22 protein-coding genes and 1 riboswitch are annotated in these 19,749 nt (G+C 34.9%); of the genes, 4 read left to right on the top strand and 18 right to left on the bottom strand.

The window, feature by feature from the left end; translation table 11 throughout:
* Positions 1-96 precede the first annotated feature (96 nt).
* The 3 genes from B1B04_RS10065 to B1B04_RS10055 form a co-directional block, all read right to left on the bottom strand.
* Positions 97-516, bottom strand: a complete 420-nt coding sequence (locus tag B1B04_RS10065; protein WP_079561334.1) for a DUF3995 domain-containing protein — start codon at positions 514-516, stop codon at positions 97-99.
* A gap of 178 nt (positions 517-694) precedes the next feature.
* Positions 695-1,228, bottom strand: a complete 534-nt coding sequence (locus B1B04_RS10060) for a TetR/AcrR family transcriptional regulator (protein WP_079561333.1) — start codon at positions 1,226-1,228, stop codon at positions 695-697.
* A 301-nt stretch (positions 1,229-1,529) separates the two neighbouring features.
* On the bottom strand, positions 1,530-3,218 hold the full coding sequence (locus B1B04_RS10055; protein WP_079561332.1) for an AAA family ATPase: 1,689 nt from the start codon (positions 3,216-3,218) through the stop codon (positions 1,530-1,532).
* Between the two features lie 93 nt (positions 3,219-3,311).
* Here B1B04_RS10055 and B1B04_RS10050 point away from each other — a divergent pair, with 93 nt between their 5' ends.
* On the top strand, positions 3,312-3,740 hold the full coding sequence (locus B1B04_RS10050; protein WP_079561331.1) for a DUF5301 domain-containing protein: 429 nt from the start codon (positions 3,312-3,314) through the stop codon (positions 3,738-3,740).
* Between the two features lie 86 nt (positions 3,741-3,826).
* On the opposite strand, the gene B1B04_RS10045 is transcribed toward B1B04_RS10050, so the two are convergent.
* The 4 genes from B1B04_RS10045 to B1B04_RS10030 form a co-directional block, all read right to left on the bottom strand.
* On the bottom strand, positions 3,827-4,801 hold the full coding sequence (locus B1B04_RS10045) for a helix-turn-helix transcriptional regulator (RefSeq protein ID WP_240518262.1): 975 nt from the start codon (positions 4,799-4,801) through the stop codon (positions 3,827-3,829).
* A gap of 245 nt (positions 4,802-5,046) precedes the next feature.
* Entirely contained in the window at positions 5,047-5,364 is a 318-nt protein-coding gene (locus tag B1B04_RS10040) for a YbjQ family protein (RefSeq protein ID WP_079561330.1), read from the bottom strand.
* Positions 5,365-5,376: 12 nt separating this feature from the next.
* Positions 5,377-5,856, bottom strand: a complete 480-nt coding sequence (locus tag B1B04_RS10035; protein ID WP_079561329.1) for a nucleoside 2-deoxyribosyltransferase — start codon at positions 5,854-5,856, stop codon at positions 5,377-5,379.
* A 10-nt stretch (positions 5,857-5,866) separates the two neighbouring features.
* On the bottom strand, positions 5,867-6,301 hold the full coding sequence (locus B1B04_RS10030) for a GNAT family N-acetyltransferase (RefSeq protein WP_079561328.1): 435 nt from the start codon (positions 6,299-6,301) through the stop codon (positions 5,867-5,869).
* A gap of 286 nt (positions 6,302-6,587) precedes the next feature.
* On the opposite strand from B1B04_RS10030, the gene B1B04_RS10025 reads away from it, so the two are divergent.
* Positions 6,588-7,739 (top strand): immunity 26/phosphotriesterase HocA family protein, encoded by a 1,152-nt coding sequence (locus B1B04_RS10025; RefSeq protein WP_079561327.1) that lies wholly within the window; start codon positions 6,588-6,590, stop codon positions 7,737-7,739.
* 50 nt (positions 7,740-7,789) lie between these two features.
* On the opposite strand, the gene B1B04_RS10020 is transcribed toward B1B04_RS10025, so the two are convergent.
* From B1B04_RS10020 to B1B04_RS09990, 7 genes are all read right to left on the bottom strand, one after another.
* Positions 7,790-8,263 (bottom strand): hypothetical protein, encoded by a 474-nt coding sequence (locus B1B04_RS10020; RefSeq protein ID WP_079561326.1) that lies wholly within the window; start codon positions 8,261-8,263, stop codon positions 7,790-7,792.
* A gap of 232 nt (positions 8,264-8,495) precedes the next feature.
* Entirely contained in the window at positions 8,496-8,966 is a 471-nt protein-coding gene (locus B1B04_RS10015; RefSeq protein ID WP_079561325.1) for a DUF4259 domain-containing protein, read from the bottom strand.
* Between the two features lie 167 nt (positions 8,967-9,133).
* Positions 9,134-10,195, bottom strand: a complete 1,062-nt coding sequence (locus B1B04_RS10010) for a suppressor of fused domain protein (protein ID WP_079561324.1) — start codon at positions 10,193-10,195, stop codon at positions 9,134-9,136.
* A 419-nt stretch (positions 10,196-10,614) separates the two neighbouring features.
* Complete coding sequence (locus B1B04_RS10005) at positions 10,615-11,163, bottom strand: hypothetical protein (RefSeq protein ID WP_079561373.1); 549 nt, start codon at positions 11,161-11,163, stop codon at positions 10,615-10,617.
* Between the two features lie 430 nt (positions 11,164-11,593).
* A complete protein-coding gene (locus B1B04_RS10000) occupies positions 11,594-12,358 on the bottom strand; it encodes a MerR family transcriptional regulator (RefSeq protein ID WP_079561323.1) in 765 nt (254 codons plus the stop codon).
* Between the two features lie 14 nt (positions 12,359-12,372).
* A complete protein-coding gene (locus B1B04_RS09995) occupies positions 12,373-12,711 on the bottom strand; it encodes a magnetosome magnetite crystal formation protein family (RefSeq protein ID WP_079561322.1) in 339 nt (112 codons plus the stop codon).
* Between the two features lie 271 nt (positions 12,712-12,982).
* The gene (locus B1B04_RS09990) at positions 12,983-13,411 is read right to left on the bottom strand and encodes a GNAT family N-acetyltransferase (protein ID WP_079561321.1); all 429 of its coding nucleotides are present in this window, start codon (positions 13,409-13,411) and stop codon (positions 12,983-12,985) included.
* Between the two features lie 149 nt (positions 13,412-13,560).
* Between B1B04_RS09990 and B1B04_RS09985 the strand changes: the two genes are divergently transcribed.
* Positions 13,561-14,037 (top strand): GNAT family N-acetyltransferase, encoded by a 477-nt coding sequence (locus tag B1B04_RS09985; protein ID WP_079561320.1) that lies wholly within the window; start codon positions 13,561-13,563, stop codon positions 14,035-14,037.
* A gap of 836 nt (positions 14,038-14,873) precedes the next feature.
* On the opposite strand, the gene B1B04_RS09980 is transcribed toward B1B04_RS09985, so the two are convergent.
* The 3 genes from B1B04_RS09980 to B1B04_RS09970 all read right to left on the bottom strand — a co-directional run bounded on the left by B1B04_RS09980 (position 14,874) and on the right by B1B04_RS09970 (position 18,357).
* Positions 14,874-16,217, bottom strand: a complete 1,344-nt coding sequence (locus tag B1B04_RS09980) for an APC family permease (RefSeq protein WP_079561319.1) — start codon at positions 16,215-16,217, stop codon at positions 14,874-14,876.
* Between the two features lie 13 nt (positions 16,218-16,230).
* A complete protein-coding gene (locus B1B04_RS09975; RefSeq protein WP_079561318.1) occupies positions 16,231-16,947 on the bottom strand; it encodes a cysteine hydrolase family protein in 717 nt (238 codons plus the stop codon).
* A gap of 153 nt (positions 16,948-17,100) precedes the next feature.
* Positions 17,101-17,285: riboswitch (Lysine riboswitch) on the bottom strand.
* 775 nt (positions 17,286-18,060) lie between these two features.
* A complete protein-coding gene (locus B1B04_RS09970; RefSeq protein ID WP_079561317.1) occupies positions 18,061-18,357 on the bottom strand; it encodes a hypothetical protein in 297 nt (98 codons plus the stop codon).
* A gap of 473 nt (positions 18,358-18,830) precedes the next feature.
* Between B1B04_RS09970 and B1B04_RS25645 the strand changes: the two genes are divergently transcribed.
* Positions 18,831-18,986 (top strand): hypothetical protein, encoded by a 156-nt coding sequence (locus B1B04_RS25645; protein WP_170938954.1) that lies wholly within the window; start codon positions 18,831-18,833, stop codon positions 18,984-18,986.
* Positions 18,987-19,211: 225 nt separating this feature from the next.
* Here the strand turns inward: B1B04_RS25645 and B1B04_RS09960 are convergent, their stop codons facing one another.
* Positions 19,212-19,475 (bottom strand): hypothetical protein, encoded by a 264-nt coding sequence (locus tag B1B04_RS09960; RefSeq protein WP_079561316.1) that lies wholly within the window; start codon positions 19,473-19,475, stop codon positions 19,212-19,214.
* Positions 19,476-19,749 lie beyond the last annotated feature (274 nt).

Below are 19,749 nucleotides of genomic sequence, written 5' to 3'. Positions count from 1 at the left end.
AACTATTTGAGCTTTTATCGAAACAAAACCTCATTTTACCGAAACTTTTTGGGCTTTTATCGAAAAACAAGCTCTCTGCCATATAAAACTTATATTTTAAAACAACAGAATAATATAGACTATTCCAAAGAATAAACATAATGGACTGTAAAACCAAGTATCGTATCTAGCAAACTGAGAGTGTTTTATTTTTTTAAAAAATCCAACATACTTAAAATCACCAAGTGCCCTAATAATGAAAACGAAAGTACAAACAATACTTCCGAGTTTAGATAAAACATTTGATTGGAACCGCTGCAAATAACCTCCTTGAACAACAATAATGACACTAGCCAGTATAATTAGAATAGCTACGAATAATGTTCCCCATTTTTTAGGAGTAAAAGCAGGCTTTTGCTCACCCTCTTTTACAGGGATAGCAGCGGTAGAACCCCAACGACCTCCAAAAGCCCAATAAATATGCAACAAACTAATAAACCACAGAAGACCTATAGCTACTATTAAAAGTAATTTCATTTTTTCGCCTCCAATGTTTCAATTCAAAACATACACAAGCGTATGTTTATAGTAAAAATTTTGTCCCTTCAGGTTTCATAATCCTATTAGGGACATTTATTATCGAATAATCAGTTATGCCTCGGCATGATGTTTTTTGCCCACAGGACGGGGCGTTTTTAGACTGAATCCCTCTATTTCATCGGTTGTTTGGATACCCGCTGAAAGAAGTTAAAAGCTCAACCATTTTTTCAATTTCAAAATTAGGATTTTCTTCAAACCTTGTCATCCATCCTACATACGTCAAATAAGCAAGCCTCGCTCGATTCATTGATTCAGTTTCTTTTAAGCCTATTTTTTGATACAATTTCGCAACACACGAAATTCTTTGTTCTTCAATATTCACTAAGCGTTCTGCAACAACAGGATCATATTTTGCCCAAGTATAAATGCCAATCTCCATCTTTTTATCTCGATTAAAACTAATTTGTAACAGCTGTTCTAATGAGGCATCCGGGTGCTCCATACTTTGAACAATAAGCTTTGTTGCATGTACTTCCCAATAGTCAAGCATAGAATCCAACAGCTCTTGATGGTCACGAAAATAGTGATAAAAGCTCCCTTTACTTATTTTTAGCAATCGAGCAAGTGCTTCGATGCGAACTTTATGTATTCCTTCATCAGCTAATTGTTGTAACCCTGCTTTTATCCAATCTTCCCTCGTTAATTGCATGTTATCTCTCCAATAAGATACGGTTGCGTATGTTTTTTTAGTTAGATTACTATTACTTTCATTTTTTGTCAATTATTCATTCTTTTTATGTACTTTAATATTATTGTTGATCGTAATATTTATATTCATCACCCTTGGTAAAATACAAGCGCATATTAATATAAAAGCAAAAAGTTTTTTCATCTTACTCTCCTTTTTTCAAATTTATACTTAGCTGAGGCCAAATTTTATTAATCTTTGGCCTCAATGACATCTTTTCATCATGCTTCTGTATAATTGCGTCCGGAATCCGCTGAAAGAGTTAAAATGTATTATCAAATAAATTTTCTGCTATACCAAGCAAAATATCTTTCTCTGTAAATTCCATTAATGCTTCTCTTGTAATGTCTTTCTGTTGAATAAGACGGTTTGACTGAATAGTCACGAGCTTTTCAAATAAGTTTCGTATATAACGACCGTTCGAAAAGTTTGGAATGAATTCGACTGGAATTTGATGCAATTGCTCCTTCATATGGTGTGCAAATACGTCCTCATACTGGTAATCATTATTTTTACATAGCATGGCAAAAATATCATAAAGCTCATCTGTGCTAAAATTATCAAACTGCACAAAATGATTGAAACGCGATTTAAACCCAGGATTAGCAAGCAAAAATTCTTCCATGAGCTCTGTATAACCAGCAACGATAATAACTAAATCATCGCGTAAATCCTCCATCGCCTTTAAAAGGCTATCTATCGCTTCTTTCCCAAATGCGTCCTGTCTATCATTGATTAGTGAATAGGCTTCATCTATAAAGAGTACGCCACCCTTTGCTTTATTCACAACTTCCTGTACCTTCAAAGCTGTCTGACCAACATACCCTGCTACTAAGCCTGCACGATCCGTTTCCACAAAATGACCGCTAGAGAGTACACCAAGATGCTTATATATTTGGCCTATAATACGCGCCACTGTTGTTTTTCCTGTACCTGGATTTCCGGAGAACACTAGATGATAGGTGATTGGGAAGCTTGTTAAACCATGGTCGACACGTAAGCTTTGAATTTTTATGAAATTGATTAAATTATGTAACTCCTTCTTGGCATTAGGAAGTCCTACAAGTCCATCAAGCTGCTTCTGTAATTTTTCAATCTCTCGTTCTATTTCTGGTGTTATTCGTAAACGTTCATCGTTAATGAATTCACCACTATAAATATTTTTTCCTTCTTTATTAAAATAATCTCCTCGGCCATGCTTTGCTCCATTTACAAGTTCCCCAATATAAGAAGCCTGCCCATTAGCATAATAAAGAATACCCTGTCCTGTCATCGCATCCTCTTTAAATTGCCCCTCCGATTCAAGTACACCTTGTCTGGAATAGTTCTTACCTTTTCCATGCTTCATATTCTCAAAGAAATAGCCATCGTACAGAAGGGATGTTATGCCCTTTGCAAGCTCCTCAGCACTTGGCGATTCTGGTCCATAATACAGCTTTCCTGCCCCTTGCATATGATTCCATATGAAATCACCTTCATATTGTAAAAAACCACTTGGATAATATTGCTTTCCCTTGCCTTTCTTCATGCCATGAACAAAATCACCCTCATATTGTGGCTGATTTAAATGTGGATTCTGTTCACGAAGGTCTTTAAATGGGGCAATACCATCTTCCTCATAATATAAAACCCCGTAACCTTCCATCAAATCATTACGAAAATGCCCCTCGTAATATACGTGACCGCCCTTATATAAAATACCATTACCTTGCTTTTTATTTTGAATAAATTCGCCCTGGTATATTATTTGGCCTTTTAAATACATGATGCCGTTACCTTGCTTCATATGATTGACGAATTCTCCCTCGAATAAAAGCTCGCCTTTTTGGTCAAATAGCGTACCCTTCCCATCATAAATGTCATGACCAAAGTCATTTTTCTTCACACCGCCACGATACATTAATGTACCATCTGGATACAATATCTCTTTTTCTTCATGATTATGCGTCATTTGGTTGCCATCCTTTATCCATTCAGTATATGCTCAATTATAGCGTGGGAAAGAATACATATGTACAAATTTTCAGAATTTAAGGAGTTTAACATGAAAAAACGATACAAAATATTATTCGGCATCCTATTACCTCTTCTCATCTTATATGCTTCAACCATATTTTTAACTCGCGATTCAACATTTGATAAGGAGGTTATTGAACTATTTGATATCGAACAAATTAATGAAATTGAATTGATCCGTTCCTCTGATAATAAAACAATCACTATTACAGATGTAGCTACAATCAATCAAATAATGCAGCAATTTGAAAATCAGCCGCTTCGAAAAGTCTATTTTTCCAATTCAGATTATGACGAGGCTTATTGGCTAACATTACGTATTAATGATAAAAGAGAAATAGGCCTTCGATTAGATGACTCAAAGCATTTATTCGTTTATTTGTATGAGGAAAACTATATGAAAGATTACAAGCTTTTAGATCATTTTAATATGGCCTTTTTTGAGGATCTTTTTTAAATATATTGACTCTTAAACGATAAAAATCCGCTTCGATTAGATTCTACGCGGATTTTTATCGTTTATTTGTGGATAGCTTTTATTTATTATATATAGCGATAGTTTTCCTGCATCGATTGAATCGTTTCAATGATCTCTTCTCTAAGCTCAATTGGCTCTAGCACTTCAATGTTTGCCCCTTGGCTCAATAGCCACATTTTAATACCATGTCCAAAAACTTCTGCTTCAAATAAATATTGCTCATCTTTTTTAGATACTATGTTTGCTGTTGGTAAGCGATCTAAAACCGCTTGCGGGGATGTTCCCTTAAAGATAAATTTCATACGCAACAGCTCGCCAGCATGCATAAACTGAATACGCTTACGGAACTCTCCTTCTTGAAAGCGTTCGGTATAGGGTATTTGAAATTTTTGTTCGAGTTCTTGTAAATGTTGTATACGGTCGACTCTATAGACAATGGGCAAATCCTTTTCGTACTTATTATCGTAAGCAATTAAATAAAAGTAGTATTCTGAGAAAATAACGGCGAGTGGTTTTAAAATCTTTTCTGTCGGAATTGCTTCGCCTTCACGTAAATAATCAATTTTAATGATTTTCTTTTTTTGAATCGCCTCTGACAGATCCCAAATTAAACGCAATAGAGACTTTTTATGATGTAAATCTACATACAAATGCTTTTCATTTAAAATAATATTGCGAATAAACTCCTGCTTATCAGCTGCAACAATCGAAATAAGCTTATCTATAATATCGCTCATTTCTGATTTTAACAGCGCTCTTGATTCGATCAGAATTTTAACAATCGCTAAAACTTGCTCCTTCGATAAATTACTTTCCCCTGTATTTGTCAACCTGTACACATTTTCTGTCCGAACATATTGTAAATGGCTATCCAATTTAGCTTTTTCCAAATACGCTCGAATTTCATTCAAATCCCGTTGTATTGTTTTTTCACCAACATTATGTGTAAATGCTTCTTGTTTTTTGTTAATTCCTTGACCATCTATTAGTCTGTCAAACATCGAAATGACACGATAGCCTTTGTTTTGTTGTGAATCCACCGTATATCCCACTCTTTCTTCATAGTTACAACTCTATTATACAAAATTAGATGGACACTATTAGTCCTTTTAACTATAAATTTTCTACAATATTGGTATAATTGATATATATTAATTAACAACAAAAACCATTAAACAGACTAAACATACTATACTTTTGTTAGAATTAACTTTATTTTTACCAATGAATTCCGAAGCAGCAAATAAAAAAGAGCTCCAACCTTGTTGATTGAAGCCCTTAGCAGTTATTCCTTTACTTTTACTGCTGTTCCGTATGCTAATACCTCTGATGTACCATCCATCACAGATGATGTGGAAAATCTTACGCCAACAATGGCATTTGCCCCTAGTCGTCTTGCTTCTTCCTCCATAGCGTGCGTGGCAATTTCTCGGGATCGAACGAGCATTTCTGCATACTCCTTCATTTCTCCTCCGACAATATTGCGAAGTCCAGCTATCATATCACGACCAACATTTCTTGATTGTACTGAATTACCTTTTACTAAACCTATCGTTTCTACAATCTCTTTTCCCGCCACAATATCTGTTGTTGATAATAGCATACAGGTCTCCTTCTATTTTTTATATTTTTGAACAGCTTGAACAGCTTCAACGATGGAAGTAGTAATTACTCCTGTGCGCTTAATCAAACCAATAACAAATAAATTACGATAAACAAACTGATTTTCAATTCCGTCCCGTACAAGTGCCTCTATTTTCATCATATTGTCCCGACCTTGTTGACGAACATCTGTAAAGACACCTACGATTGGACGATCCAGCATCGCAAATGCACCTATTTCTGCTGCTACACCTGAATCAATCTCAACACCATCTAAAACAGCTACTAATACATCGCTATTTTGCAACATTTCTAAATCTGCTTGTGCAATCGCCAAACTATCCGCATAGGCCGTTTTATCGTTTATCGCATCATTCTCCTGTGGTACATATAATTCGATACCGGGTACTGCCTCTCTAATTGCCGCAGCGAGCTGTTCGTTAACTAAACGATCTCCTAAAGAAAATAATCCATTTGCTAAGTATGCCTTCATGTTAAAACTCCTATTCCAATATTTTTTCAAACACTATTTTATGTCGATCTTTTTTATCCACAAAAGTTGAGACAATATCAAATCCGTGTTTAAGATTTGTGATGAGCATCGCCTTTCGCTCATTCCTACCATATGTACGAACTTTTTTAAAGTCCAGTGCCTGCAGATGTTCATGTTGCTGTTTCATTAATTGACTGGCAATCCCTTGACCAAGTTTCTTTTCATGGACACCACCTAACCAGCTATAAAAAACACCATCTGGATATGTGTAACCTAGTTTAAAACCTATGATATTCTCATTTTTTACTGCTAATAAACAAATGAGCCCCTCTTTACTTTCAAGTTTTTCTAATGGTAAATTGGCTCCATCAAATACATGTGCATGAATTTCCTGCAATCGCTTCAACCAATCATAGGGAACGCCTTCAATTGTAACAATCTGCATCTTTATCATCCTTATCTCAACTGTCATTAATTATAGCAGAAAAAGGTTTTACGATAATGTTGAACATTGCATTATCGTTAGTTTTCAGGACAAGATTCAAAGTTGAAGAAAACTCATGGCGACCTTTATACAAGGGTTACCTTCTTCCCCAGTGCAATCAATTTAAATAATTAATATTAACTATTTCATGGATATTTTTATACAAAATATTTTCGTAGCTAAAAGCATTCAGTATACTTGACATAATCCATTAATCAATTTTATCACATGAATAGGAGGCAAGCTCATGGCACATATCAACAGTTGGCTAACAAATACGCTCCGTCCTTATTTTGGACTACATCAAATAGAAGAGCATTGGGATACGATTGAAATACGAAGTGGCTATTTCATCTGCATGGATGGTGATATCATTCGAAAACGTATCTCGGTTAGTGAGCGGGTTTATCAGGAATCGGATGTGGAGATATCGACACGAAATCGTGAAGTCATTCTCCCTAAAACTGCACGCGGTAAAGAGAAGAAAATGAATTACACCCATATTTCCAGTGTTAAAGCGAATGGGGTTGTTTTCTCTGCTGGCGTGGGGACAGGGAATGAGCCATCTAGTTACATCGTCGCTCGCAATGCGAAAACCCTTTTCGAATTGCCACTAACAAACATGGAAAATTTAACAACTAAAGAGGAATTGATCGAGTGGCTACAACAGTATCCATCCAATTTACCACCAGATTATAATGAGAAATTGGAAAAACTCTCAAGAAAAAAAAGCTTGCGCTATAAAGCTGTTCCAGGAGATATTTTCCGAGTTGAAATTGATTTATTCACAGATGGCTATGTGCTTGTCGTCGGGGATTTACGCAAAATGCAAAAAGATGGTTTGTTTTCGGAAGAAAGCCTATGGAATAATGTAATGACGATGCCGCTTTTCATTCGACCTTATCTATTCAAAACAAGGAATCGCTTACCAAGTATAGAGCATATTACATCTGCTCCATTAGCTGAACAAACATTGATTGTCATGGACGATCATTTTATGCGAGGTGGCTACGAAAAAATTGGACACAAAACGCTAACCGAAACAGATATTCTGTTGCCACTTGGTTACGGTATAACCATTGATTATGGAAAAGAAAAACGCTACCGCCTTTCCTGGGGAACAGGAACAATTAGTAAGTCAGAAAAAGAAACTTCTTTTAAAGCAGCAAGTCGTTTTTCTAATTATGGCGTATATGCAGGCATCAACGTCGAATGGTTTGATACTACCAGAGAACAAGCAATGTTACATTCACTGGAGCATCCGTTATATGCTAAAGACCGCAAGCAGGCATTTGCGGAATTTGGCTTACCAGAGGATATTACATATGATGAATTCAACCGTCAAACAGGTGGGCTTACTAGGTTAGAGTATTTGGATTACTTATCTTCGCGTAAATAAAGAAATAGGTATACCTATTTAGTGAGGTTTGAGATAACAGGACAGTTATCTCAAACTATGTACTTTTTGATTTGCTGTTTAAATAGCTTTTTATCATAAATTTTACGTGGATAGTTTTCTTCTTTCAGTATCTCGTAGAGAACAGACTGGCCTTCATTGTAAAATACTGTGACATCTTCGCATTCATCATAAAGTTGCCGTGATAATCGTTTTACTGATTCAATAGTTTCTTTTCCGCTAATTCTCCATCCGAAACTAATCATATCACTCTGATCTGTCGCGTCTCGATAAGTGTCAAATACAATACACGTACCTGGCTTTTGTTGACTAGAAAACACTAGTACATGACCGGTATGTACAGGCTGTTTATAGTAACGTTCGTAAACTTCCTCGATTGGTGCGCGAATACCAATAGCATCCATAATAACTTTAAAGTTCGGGTGAGGTATGTATTCATCTTTCCATTCATCAGGATAATATACCAATTCTGAAATAGATGCCATTATCCAAAATTCATATTTCAAATTAAATCTCTCCTTTTTACAATTAATAATACAAAATGAAATGGTGATTTATTATGTACAATAACAGAAGTATACGGGGGAAATAAAATCATTTCTGAAGACGAGTTAAATAAGCTATTGCGTAGCTCTGTTCCCTTGTAGTAAAAGTAAAAAGCTTGTCTTCTCTTGATAACTACCAGATTTCAAAAGAGAAAAAAGCTCTTTACATAAAGATGAAATGCCCATTCCAATATCACTTTAAAGAATGGACAATTTCTTTTTCAACTCTACTGAATAGAAACTCTAAATTAGATTTCCATTCAATCCAGCATTCTGATTCACGCCATATTTCAACGATTTCCCTAATACCATCAGCATCTGGAACTTCAGCTCTAATATCAGTTAAATATCTTAATATAAACTTCAATGATTCCTCATCCGCATTTATTGAGTGTATTTTTTCAAATTTGTCTTCTGCATCATTTAATTTCCCTGTATCAAGATACATTACATAAAGCTCTGCAAGCGCCATCGCACTTATATCGAAAAGGAAATCAATATCATCGAAGCTCTCTCCGAAAAACCCCTTTCGTTTCATCGCATTGATAACCTCAGATAGCTCTAAATGATTTGATTCTAAATTACTATGGATATAGTCCTCTAAAAAATCTACTACATCCAAGCCTTCATCGCTTTCTAATGGCTTATATCCCCATGCCCCCATATTAAGACTCCTTTCATATTTTAACTATAACAATCCCTACAAATTTCTTATCCTTTGCGTCGCTAATGACTATGAGAGAAGCTAGAAACATAGACAAAAATCTCCCACTACGAACCCAAAGCACATCATTTGGATTTCAGTTCGTTTTAGCGGGAGACTATATTTTATCATCCGATTGTTTCCACAACGTTTCCTTGCTGATCTTTAATATATGTTTTTGCAATTTGGATGGAAAGCCCCGGTATAGAGGATACTTCAACCTCTTGTTCTTGCGGCATCAAGCTTTGAGTGAGTTCTTTAACTGCCTTGTCATTTAAAGTAATGGTAACATCCGTTTCCTCCACGTTATACCCACATTTTTCACCCGGCTCAAATACAACACGGAATTCTTGACTAACTAAGGTCAGACTTCTCTCTTTTAAAATCCGTCCGCGTAATAGCTTGCCGATTATTCCCGCTTGCTTTGCCCCCAGTGTTAACTTATTAGATTGTTTGCTGAACAATCCCTTTTTGCCCTGCTCCCAAGCTAATTGGTCTACGAATAAAAAGCCGGTACTAGAACCCCCTTCCTCCATTCCTTTTGCTACCGCTTCTGCAATGGATGGAATCTGTAAAAGAGATGCACGAGATAAATCAGTAACATAGCTCGGAATATACTCAAGTCCTGCATTTAGCACGCCCATTGTATTCCACGTTTGCATCGCCTCAAGCTCATCACCTGCAATACCGACCATTTGAATAAACTCCACTTGTCCATTTGGTGTCTCAATAGCAGGCAACTCGGGATCTATCGTAAAGGCAAGTGCCGTTAAAAGCGTGTCCTCGCCTTCGCAGATTGGGCCATTAGCATCCAAGTAATCACCTGATCTGAAAACATTGCCACTATTAAACACATATCTTCCCATGTTTTGTAGCAAATTTAACGCCCACGCAGGTGGCTCCTCCTCATCTTCCTTTCGGGCAAGACGAAATGTTAACTCAAACCCATATCCGCTGTATTCAGCATTTTCAGATTCTTTCTCATATAACTCGGAAAATCCATAAGTGACAAAATGCCAGTGTGGAACCGGTGTCTCACTCTTATATGCACTAATTCCTTCAAGCGGATCTTCGCCCCCTAATAAATAGGGAATAACGGTTCCATAATGCTTCGGCTCTTGCTCCCCATAAATTTTTAATAACTCCTCATCAATCGCATCCCAGCCAGATGTATTTAATTCTTCACTCATCCATAACGCCCCCTTATGTATTTTTCAACTTCCTTTTAGTGGATGTTAGGACACCCGCTGAAAAGTAGCTTAAACTCTATTCATCTCCCAACTATTGAGACGGTAGATTTCTATAACTGACGTTTTACTTTTATTACTAAAATATAACCTTCAGCTTCCACTTTAAAGTATATAATATACTACAATGAGAATAATACCCAACTTGAAGACCTTTAATTTTATAACAGAATAGTTTTATGTTCATTGATTGACGAAGAATGCCTAGTAAATTATCGGGACTAAAGAATCATATCCAATGACAATCTATATCGACCTTGGCCTAGAGTGGCCATCAAATGAAGCCTCGACGATATCTAAATATGCCGAGGCGTTATCAATAGCGAAGGTAAAAAATAATTAGAGTGATTCGAGGTTTGTCCTTAACCGTATAACATTGCTGGTGAACGCACACTTTGTAAATAATCTGCAAGCTTCCCTGCATATACTTGTTCTAAATAAGGTAATTGTGAGATGCAATGGGGTGTCATTAATGCTGGGTTTTGATAAACACTCAGCCCACCTACCTTTAAAAGCATCGCCACAAATTGCGAACAAAAATAGGCGCGCTCTCTTCGAACCTCCCTTTGCATCATAACGCCAAAAAGCCCAATAAAATTATATTTATAACGATCGCGATTCCAATACATATAATGTACGATCTTCATCATCGCTAAGTATTGGTCATGGGATATTCTACAACGATAAATGACACAATCAGCTGTTTCAAATAGCCCTCTGACTGCATCTTCTCGTAAAAATCCCCCACTTAAAGGATTGTTTAATTGTCGGCGTCCAAAGCTATACATTTCAAAGAGCTCCTCATCAAAAGCAATGGATGCATGATTCATCTCTTTTCCAGTATACATACCTATAGCTTTTGATAATAATGTACCTGTTTTTGTTAATACTATGTAAATGGTGTGTACCATTTCCTCACCTACTTCAATATTCTTTCCTACTTCCAATACGTTTTAAATATTCAATCGGTTTCATTAATTTCCTTTTTTTATAAGTATATAATATGATACTATATTTTTTCTTAGTAAAAACTGAATATTTTCTTAATTTTTCACAAATGCTTTTAGAGTTTTTTAAACCACCTTTATTTATATGTTTTGAATCGTATTTTTATGTGTGTCACTGAGTACTTGGGTATATGTATGTACGAGAGGATATGATGTTAAATGTGATTGTAGAAGAGTGTGATGAAAGTTTGGGAGCTAATTGTTTATTAGATAACTGAAGAAAGAGTAAAGCAGATAACTAATTATGGTCTGCACCCCATTTGTTAGTCACAAGTAGGGTGCAATTCCCATGCTATCCATTTTTTCAATCTGCGTTTTCATGCTTGATTATCCTTTAATTCTTCACCGTTTCCTGACAATTATTTTTATATATACTTATTGCTTCTTTTAAAAATAGTTGCTCCTGTTCTGTAAAAGGATTTGGAAATTTGAATGTTTCTGTAAATGGTAGCTTTTCTTCAACTAAATCTAAATTCCCTTTCAAGGTTTCATTCATAAGCTGTATAAGTGTTCTAACAGTTTTTTGAGCTTCTTTTGAAGAAGGTATAGCGTCTGTAAACGTTAAATGTTTAATTTCTGATAAAACTTTAGTCCATTTTCTATCTAAATCGATTTCCTCAGATTTATTTATACTAAATAATTCATCAGTTATATCTTTTGAAAAGTGTTCTTTAAACCATGTTTCGGTGTTTTCAGCAAACATTAATTTTTGTAGCATAGCACAAAATATCTCGATATTGATAATTTCTTCACCTTTCACTGTTTCAATAAGATGGTTTAAATCGGATAATATATCTATGATTTCAAGTTTTTTAGCTTCAAATAACTGTTTTTGATTGTTTAAAGATTTTAAGATAATTTCACCTTTAATCTTGTTTTTTTGCAGCATATCTTTAATTTCCTTTAGCGATAAGCCTAGAAACTGTAATGACTTAATGTTTTGTAAAGTAGATAGGTCCTCTGTAGAATATAGTCTATGTCCACCCTCTGTATAATCACTTGGTTTCAGTAGGTCTATACTGTCATAATAGCGTAGTGTTCTAATACTAACACCTGACTTTTTCACAAGCTCACCTATCGTAAATATACCTTTCCCCACAAATTATTCTCTCCTTAATGATTGACTTTAAAGTAACGTATAACGGGATAAGAAAACTTTTTTCCATATAAAGTATAAATTGCAGCAACTAAAATTAGTATTGTTTCAAGAATAATAAGTGCAAAAGAAATCATTGAAACTGCGCTCCATTTTTTAGAAATAAATGTTAATAATAAAAAAACCGGGAAGAAAGTAAAGTGAAGGTTCATCCCTTCTTTTGCATGGTCAGCAAAATATTTATTATTATTCCTCGATACTAAGTATACCAATATTGGTAAAATAAAGGTTAATATTAGTGAGAGCAGATGCATTAAACTTGCCAATCCTCTATTTAATAAACGCTCTTTTTTCATTGTGCAGATTCCTCCAATAGCTTATTTGATTGTTACCTTTTGAATTGAGTAACTAAATTCATCATAAAAGGTGACGCTACTAGAGATTCAAGGACAATTTCATTAAATAATTCATATGTAATAAATAGCTGTTGTTATTTTAAGTTTTTCGTATTGTATGATATAATTCATTTACTGACTAACCTAAGCAAGACAATATTAAGCTGTAGCGATGCCGTACGCTACAGCTTTTTTTGTAATGAATATAGACTTACTAAAAACATTTTCCTCATCAAGGATTATTACTTTCCAAGTACTCCTCGGCTAGTTGCGGATTTTTGTAAATGGCCATACCAGTTTTCAACTTTTTAAAGCCAACCTTTTCGTAAAAAGGTTCATTTCCTGTTGTTGCAATTAACTGAATACAAGAAACATCCTCTAATTGCTGAATAATGTCCTCTAAAAGAGTTCTGGCAATCCCTCTTCCCTGATAATCTTTATGTACTACAACATCATAAATAGCAGCATTAAAGACACCGTCTGAAAGAGCTCTCGCAAACCCTATAATTTGATGATCTTTTACTGCGAAAACTTGATGTGTACTTGCATTAAAAACTTTCCTTATTATGTTTTCGTCATGTTTCATCCACCCTACCGATTGATAAACTTCTTTTAACATTATTAGCTCGTTTTCCTCTACTTTATATGTAAGTAAAACCATTGTTCATTCCCCCAATTTGTTTGTCATTCCCTTAAATATATATGTGTATTGCTTCCTATATTTCACCATCAAATTAAAGCGTTTATAAACCAAGTCTCTTGACGAACATTTGTTCTAGTATTAGAATAATAAAAAAAGGAGGCAATTTTATGCAAAAAACGAACACCCTCGAATTAGTACATTTCTCCGAAGAGTATGTGGATAGTTTGAATGACTTTGACCTTCCGGAAGAACAAAGTCAATTTACTGCCCTTCCAAAAGAGATTTCTATAGAAATGGTTGGTCAATATCCGATTGTTATTTTGAGTGACCATGTTCCTGTAGGATTTTTTGTCCTGCACGCAACTGATAGAGTGAAAGAGTACTCTACTAATCCAAAAGCTATGCTGCTTACTGCATTATCTATTGACCATAAACAGCAAGGAAATGGGTATGCAAAAAAAGGGATGCTTGCACTGCCTGAATTTATTAAAAGAAAATTTAAAGATTGTAATGAAGTCGTTTTAGTCGTTAATCATAAAAATACTCCGGCTCAAAATTTGTATTTAAAAGCTGGCTTTGTCGATAACGGTGAAAGAAGAATGGGACGTATTGGCGAGCAGTTTGTTATGAACCTATACCTTTAATAGATTTTCAAAAATCACTCTTCATGACATGGGTGATTTTTTTGTTCTCCCCTTACAACATACGGCCTTGTTGATCGTCTATCTGAATGCTGTGGAGTACCTAACAAAAGCTCAGAGAGATAATGCAGCAAACTGGCTTATGAATTGTGGAGTTGCTCCTCTAAACACAGCTCATCGAGGAAGGATGTGGGGGATTGTTAAGGGCGGTTTGTGGTAAATCGAAACACTTTATAGCAAGTCAACTAACTATGGTTAGTTGCCTTCCTTTAATATGAGTTGCGGTACACACTCTACATGTGTGGAGTGTATATGGCAACACATGGATGCTGGTGGGTTTAAGTAATTGGCTAGGTGCTACCATATTAGAGCCTAGCCTTTTTATTTATCTTCAAACAGTTTTTTACTTCAGCTAACGCCCTTGTCGAACCCAAATGTTTTTATTATATCTTTAGATAACCTTTTAGCTATCTCATCCGCCTCAAATCCTTTGATATACAGTACTAGCTATATTATTCTGAATATTTATAAGGAATTCCTCAAGTCCAGTTTTGATTTTATTACTTTTATGCATAACACACCTACATTTATATGTTAAAGTTTTAAATTGCCATGAATTGAGCTACCTCGGTACTATTTAGCTACATATGGAAACGACAAGCTAAAAATTCAAGTACTACACCTATACCCGTAAGTAAAGATATTTTATACTGCGAGTATTTTACTTTCGTATAAGATATTCCTGTATAAAAATAAATCAGGTACCTAACATCGATAAAAATTACCAATACTAAATAACTGACTTATCTTAGAAATTTACTCTAAGCTCTTTCGGTATTTTATAAATCCGTAAATGTTGGTGGTTTCTTTTTGAAGCCTTTCGTCGTAATGAAAGCATAGATAAAACCGATTGCAAGCCAGATAAAGCCTACCTTCAATGTCATCGGTGATAAATTAATAAATAAGTAGAAACAAATACCAAATCCTAGCCCTGGAATTAATAAGTATCGAATTATTTTCATTTCTTTTTTACGGAAGAAGTAATACACGATCACTGACAAATTGACAAACATAAATCCTGTCAGACCTCCAAAGTTCATTAATTCTGCTATAAAATTTGCTGATAAAAACAGCGCTCCTAAAACACTAATCACACACATCAATAAAATATTGTATACCGGTGTTTGATATTTTGGATGTAAATGTGTGAAAAACTTTTTCGAAAGTACCTCATCACGCCCCATACTAAACATTAAACGAGATGCACTTGCTTGTCCTGTTAAACCAGCTGTCACTGTTGATACAATAATCGCAACCGTATAAAGAGTTGCAAGAACTGCACCACCTGCTTTTTCCGCTACATCAAATAAAGCCGTATCAGCTGAACTAAAGTTTGTAACATCAGGCCATACAAGCTGAGCTACATATGCTTGCACAATAAAAATAAGTCCTCCGATTAAACAAGCTAAAATAGCTGCCTTCCAAATATCCTCTTTTGGATTGACTGCCTCTTCTGAAAGTGTTGTAATCGAATCGAACCCTAAAAACGAGAAGCAGGCCATTGTTGCACCAGAAATAATTGCAGACATAACGAATTTTTCATCGTTGAAAAACGGTGCAACAGTAAAGAGCGACGTATCACTTTCCGCACCGACAATTGTCTTTACACAAAAAATCACAAAAATAACGACTACAATTCCCATAAACATAACGAGGATTTGATTTGTTTTTGCTGCGAAGCCAATACCTAGAATATTGACAGTAGTTATAATACCTGCAATTAATAACACCCATACCCAATACGGAACAGATGGTATTAATGCATTCGCATATGAAGCACCTACCATGAATACAATGAGTGGCACTAAGACATAATCCATAAACATTGCCCAACCTGCAAAAAAACCTAAATGCGGATTGATAGCACGTTGGGTATATGTATAAGTCGACCCTCCATTTGGAAAAACAGCAGCCATTCGACCGTAACTATATGCAGAAAACATCATTGCAACCATCGCAATCAAGTAGGCTAATGGCAACATTCCACTTGTAGACTCTGCTGCAAAGCCATAAATATAAGCTGGCGCAATCGGTGTCATAAAAGCAATACCATAAATGACTAAATCTTTTAATGTTAAAACACGCTTTAACTGTGGTGTATGATCATTTGGTGTTTGACTCATAGTCCATTTCCTCTCACAGATTCATTGGTTCGCGTTTTGATAGTTCTTCCGTTACTAAATCAATTACTTCATCTGTACTCATCACTTGGCAATAAATTTGATTCATAATCATAATTTCAGCATCATGAAGCTGTTGCGTTGCAGCTGCACATGCATCTTCCACTAAAATAACTTCAAATCCTGCGTCAGCTAAACTTCGAACTGTTGAAGCAACACATTGATCTGTTACAACACCTGTACAAACTACTGTTTCAATACCCATATTACGCAGTAAAAATTCATAATTCGTACCACTTAATACGCTATCTGTCGTTTTATTTACAACAATTTCGTCATCAAGAGGCTTTAATTCATCCACCATCTCCGCTCCTGGGTCACCGATTGGCAATAAAATATTGTTCCACCCTGTCCGGCGTTGTACAGGAGAACGATCTCGTCCATCTTTATGATGGCAAGCAATGCGACCAAATGTTACTTCTAATTTATTAGTACGGAAAAAATCTAAAAGCTTTTTATTGTTCGGGATCGTTAAATTATCGATACGATCAAAAAAGTATTCCCACTGATCAAACATGCCCTTTTCTCTTGCAACCTGCGCGTCTAATCCGTCTCGACTAATAAACTGATGTTGCATGTCTACTATTAGTAATGCTGTTTTATAAGGGTTCACGTTTATTTTTTGACCGTCAGTCGGTAAAAATTCATAATATAATGTTGATGTATTATCCATAAAATCCCCTCCAAAATACCTCTAATTCCAAAATGTATAGACAAATAAAATATAGACTCTTTGTGTAAAAGAATCTGTCTAACACAAAAATGACCCACTCATTTCTAGAAACTTAAAATGAATCGACCATTTAAAATTCCCACTGTTTGTCTAAACAGAGATAGCACAACTTCATAAACACGTATGTTTACGAAGACAGTCCTGCAACTATTCGCTACAGCCCCAGTATATGATGGCGAGAACTCATCACATACTTCGGCGACACTTCCTTCTATCTAACTTCTTCATCTTCTCGGACTCCATTAGGTACTGTTAACTGCCGCGCCTCTACCTAATTATCAGAAAAGTGTGAATTATTTGATTATTTTAAATAATTATATTATTGCGTTTTTTATATGTCAACTTTAAAATCTACTATATTTTATAAGATTTATCGCGCACAACCACAAAAAAATGACAATCAAAACAGTTTAAATAATAACTATTTACAATAAATACCACAATACATCAACAATTGTATAAGCATTTAATTATTCACCTCTTGATTTTTCATTACCTATAAACCGTTCCCTTCTTAACGCTCACGATTCACAATATAATTCATAAATTACCCCAGCGATAATTTTGATTATTTTGCCGAGTTTGCACGGCATCCACCCCTTTAGGAATATTTTGGGCTACCATATTTAGCATTACCCAAATCATAGTGGATTCATGACCCCGGGGGCGACTAACGCCGTAAACAATTGTTCGAAGAGGGAGGTTTACCCCCCCACGCAATTTTTTAAAAAAATTTTTGTCCTATAGAAAAAAATCATCTAACACATAGTAAAAAACTTCTCAGAAAAACAAGCTTCTAATTAAGTAGTCTATTAATACACAAAAATGCCCTACTTATATTACCAGCTATAAGTAAGGCACCTCTAAAATTATATTCCGTTTTATTGAGCATATACATTTACTTCTACGCTACTAAAAATATCATGATATAAAACAGTAATAAAAGGTCGCAGCAGCAGCACAACCACCTTCGCTAATAGGCAATCCCTTTTTGATAAGCAACTCTATTAAGTTGAAGAATTATTTTCCATTATGTATCTAAGTTTGATTAACTCAAGTCTTTCTTTTTTCTTCTTTTCTTCTTTTTGATTCTTTTACATAATTAATATAGTTCCCTGTTCCTTCTATTGCTGAAACTGCAATGATGGCCCATTCTAGTGGATTAACATCTCTTAGCGATTCCTTTCCATAGAATAGTGTAACGCTAGCAATAAACCCATAGAGAATTGCTTTAGAAAAATACTCCCAAATAGGAGAATAATTTTCTATATTAATTTTTCCGTATATTTTGTCTATTAAGATTACCATTCCTAAAATTAAAACTACGGTCATAATCATTTCCGTCTTCATAGTCCACCTCCATAAAAAATTTTAACACATGCTTCATTATACAATCTCTTCGAAAATATCTTCAATCCTTTGCACAATAAAAGAATCCATTACTGGAAATTAGTTCTTTTATCATTTCTTTGGTAGATCTTAAGGCCGTCCCACTTTACAAGATAAAACTCAACCCGCTCGAATGGATAAGGAACATCAACTTCCATTTTCTTCTTACGAGTATATACACGATTAGTAGTCTTTTTCTGCTTGAGCAGATGGATCTGCAGTTCCATCAGAATCTAAGAATTAAACTTTCTAAGATGAGACAAGTAACCACTAACAAGTGATTTAACATTACCGGCTGCGTTCTCAGAAAGTGGAGGTGAAAATGTTACTATATCCATACCTTTTGTTTCATCACAAATATTTCACTAATTAATTGTAAGTTATGCGGATAAAAAATCATCATTCTCTCACACTAATGGTGGAGGTGAGATGACATGGGTAATAATAAACATAAAAATAATAAAACTCAAGACAACAAAAAACAGCAGAATCAAAATCAAAATGCTAACAGAGAACGTAAAAATGAAAACAGAGAAGAGTTCGCTGAAGAAGTAGATTTCAGTAGTATTCAAAATGAAAATAAACGTTAATAGTGATAAACAAAATCCCAATATTCACCTTAGAAATAGGTGTGTATTGGGGCTTTTCTTATTGTGTAAACATCACCTAGATCCATCTCTTTCGATTTCTTAAAGTACAAAAAAAACGGAAATAATTCCGGGCTGATTACCACTTACTTTTTTCCTTCATGACACACTGTCTCGCTTTCGCATTCGATCTTAAGAATAATCTAAGACAATGGTGGTTTTAACTTTTTATTTTGATAAGAATTCAGATACCACTAAAGCCGTAATACAATAAATATCTATTGGTATCAATAAGAGCAATCCTATTATCCAGTTTAATTTTATATATACATTAGGTGGTATTATTTTCGATGCTATTTTTGTATTTCCTACGAGTTCATTATTTTCCCGTACCCCTTGAGAAATATTCTCAACCTTCAGTTCTACTTTAGTTAAATTAGGATTATGAAAATCAACCTCTAAAAATGCGTATTGAGGATTTGAAATCGACAATTTTACACTCCTTTGTTTCATCCTAATTCCTTAATAAATTAATTAAAAGCTTAAACTGCATGTGGCTATTTTATTCACAAGGTAGTAACAATATTCACTATTAATTTACAAAGTTTTGCAACGAGACCAATCAATTGTCGATTATTGACGTAAAATTTTAAAGAGTCCCTATGTATCTGTTAGGATAACTTCATGTCGTGATCCTCACCTATGATGAATTCAGATGGTAGTATTGTAAAAGCATTCTCCTTATCACCATCTGATTCTGTTATAC

Origin of the sequence: Lysinibacillus sp. KCTC 33748, from assembly GCF_002237755.1 — a bacterium.
GTDB lineage: Bacteria > Bacillota > Bacilli > Bacillales_A > Planococcaceae > Lysinibacillus.
The sequence above is the reverse complement of the archived record's forward strand: the minus strand, read 5'-3'. Positions and strand labels throughout refer to the sequence as shown.

What these genes read in the sequence shown, in the direction of transcription:
- B1B04_RS10035 (WP_079561329.1), bottom strand. Translation starts at nt 5,856, where the DNA reads ATGAAGGCATACTTAGCAAATGGATTATTTTCTTTAGGAGATCGTTTA.
- B1B04_RS10010 (WP_079561324.1), bottom strand. Translation starts at nt 10,195, where the DNA reads ATGAGTGAAGAATTAAATACATCTGGCTGGGATGCGATTGATGAGGAG.
- B1B04_RS09975 (WP_079561318.1), bottom strand. Translation starts at nt 16,947, where the DNA reads ATGGATAATACATCAACATTATATTATGAATTTTTACCGACTGACGGT.
- B1B04_RS25645 (WP_170938954.1), top strand. Translation starts at nt 18,831, where the DNA reads ATGGGTAATAATAAACATAAAAATAATAAAACTCAAGACAACAAAAAA.
- B1B04_RS10005 (WP_079561373.1), bottom strand. Translation starts at nt 11,163, where the DNA reads ATGGTACACACCATTTACATAGTATTAACAAAAACAGGTACATTATTA.
- B1B04_RS09990 (WP_079561321.1), bottom strand. Translation starts at nt 13,411, where the DNA reads ATGGTTTTACTTACATATAAAGTAGAGGAAAACGAGCTAATAATGTTA.
- B1B04_RS10030 (WP_079561328.1), bottom strand. Translation starts at nt 6,301, where the DNA reads ATGCAGATTGTTACAATTGAAGGCGTTCCCTATGATTGGTTGAAGCGA.
- B1B04_RS09980 (WP_079561319.1), bottom strand. Translation starts at nt 16,217, where the DNA reads ATGAGTCAAACACCAAATGATCATACACCACAGTTAAAGCGTGTTTTA.
- B1B04_RS10055 (WP_079561332.1), bottom strand. Translation starts at nt 3,218, where the DNA reads ATGACGCATAATCATGAAGAAAAAGAGATATTGTATCCAGATGGTACA.
- B1B04_RS10050 (WP_079561331.1), top strand. Translation starts at nt 3,312, where the DNA reads ATGAAAAAACGATACAAAATATTATTCGGCATCCTATTACCTCTTCTC.
- B1B04_RS09985 (WP_079561320.1), top strand. Translation starts at nt 13,561, where the DNA reads ATGCAAAAAACGAACACCCTCGAATTAGTACATTTCTCCGAAGAGTAT.
- B1B04_RS10060 (WP_079561333.1), bottom strand. Translation starts at nt 1,228, where the DNA reads ATGCAATTAACGAGGGAAGATTGGATAAAAGCAGGGTTACAACAATTA.
- B1B04_RS10015 (WP_079561325.1), bottom strand. Translation starts at nt 8,966, where the DNA reads ATGGGGGCATGGGGATATAAGCCATTAGAAAGCGATGAAGGCTTGGAT.
- B1B04_RS10065 (WP_079561334.1), bottom strand. Translation starts at nt 516, where the DNA reads ATGAAATTACTTTTAATAGTAGCTATAGGTCTTCTGTGGTTTATTAGT.
- B1B04_RS09970 (WP_079561317.1), bottom strand. Translation starts at nt 18,357, where the DNA reads ATGAAGACGGAAATGATTATGACCGTAGTTTTAATTTTAGGAATGGTA.
- B1B04_RS10040 (WP_079561330.1), bottom strand. Translation starts at nt 5,364, where the DNA reads ATGCTATTATCAACAACAGATATTGTGGCGGGAAAAGAGATTGTAGAA.
- B1B04_RS10025 (WP_079561327.1), top strand. Translation starts at nt 6,588, where the DNA reads ATGGCACATATCAACAGTTGGCTAACAAATACGCTCCGTCCTTATTTT.
- B1B04_RS09995 (WP_079561322.1), bottom strand. Translation starts at nt 12,711, where the DNA reads ATGAAAAAAGAGCGTTTATTAAATAGAGGATTGGCAAGTTTAATGCAT.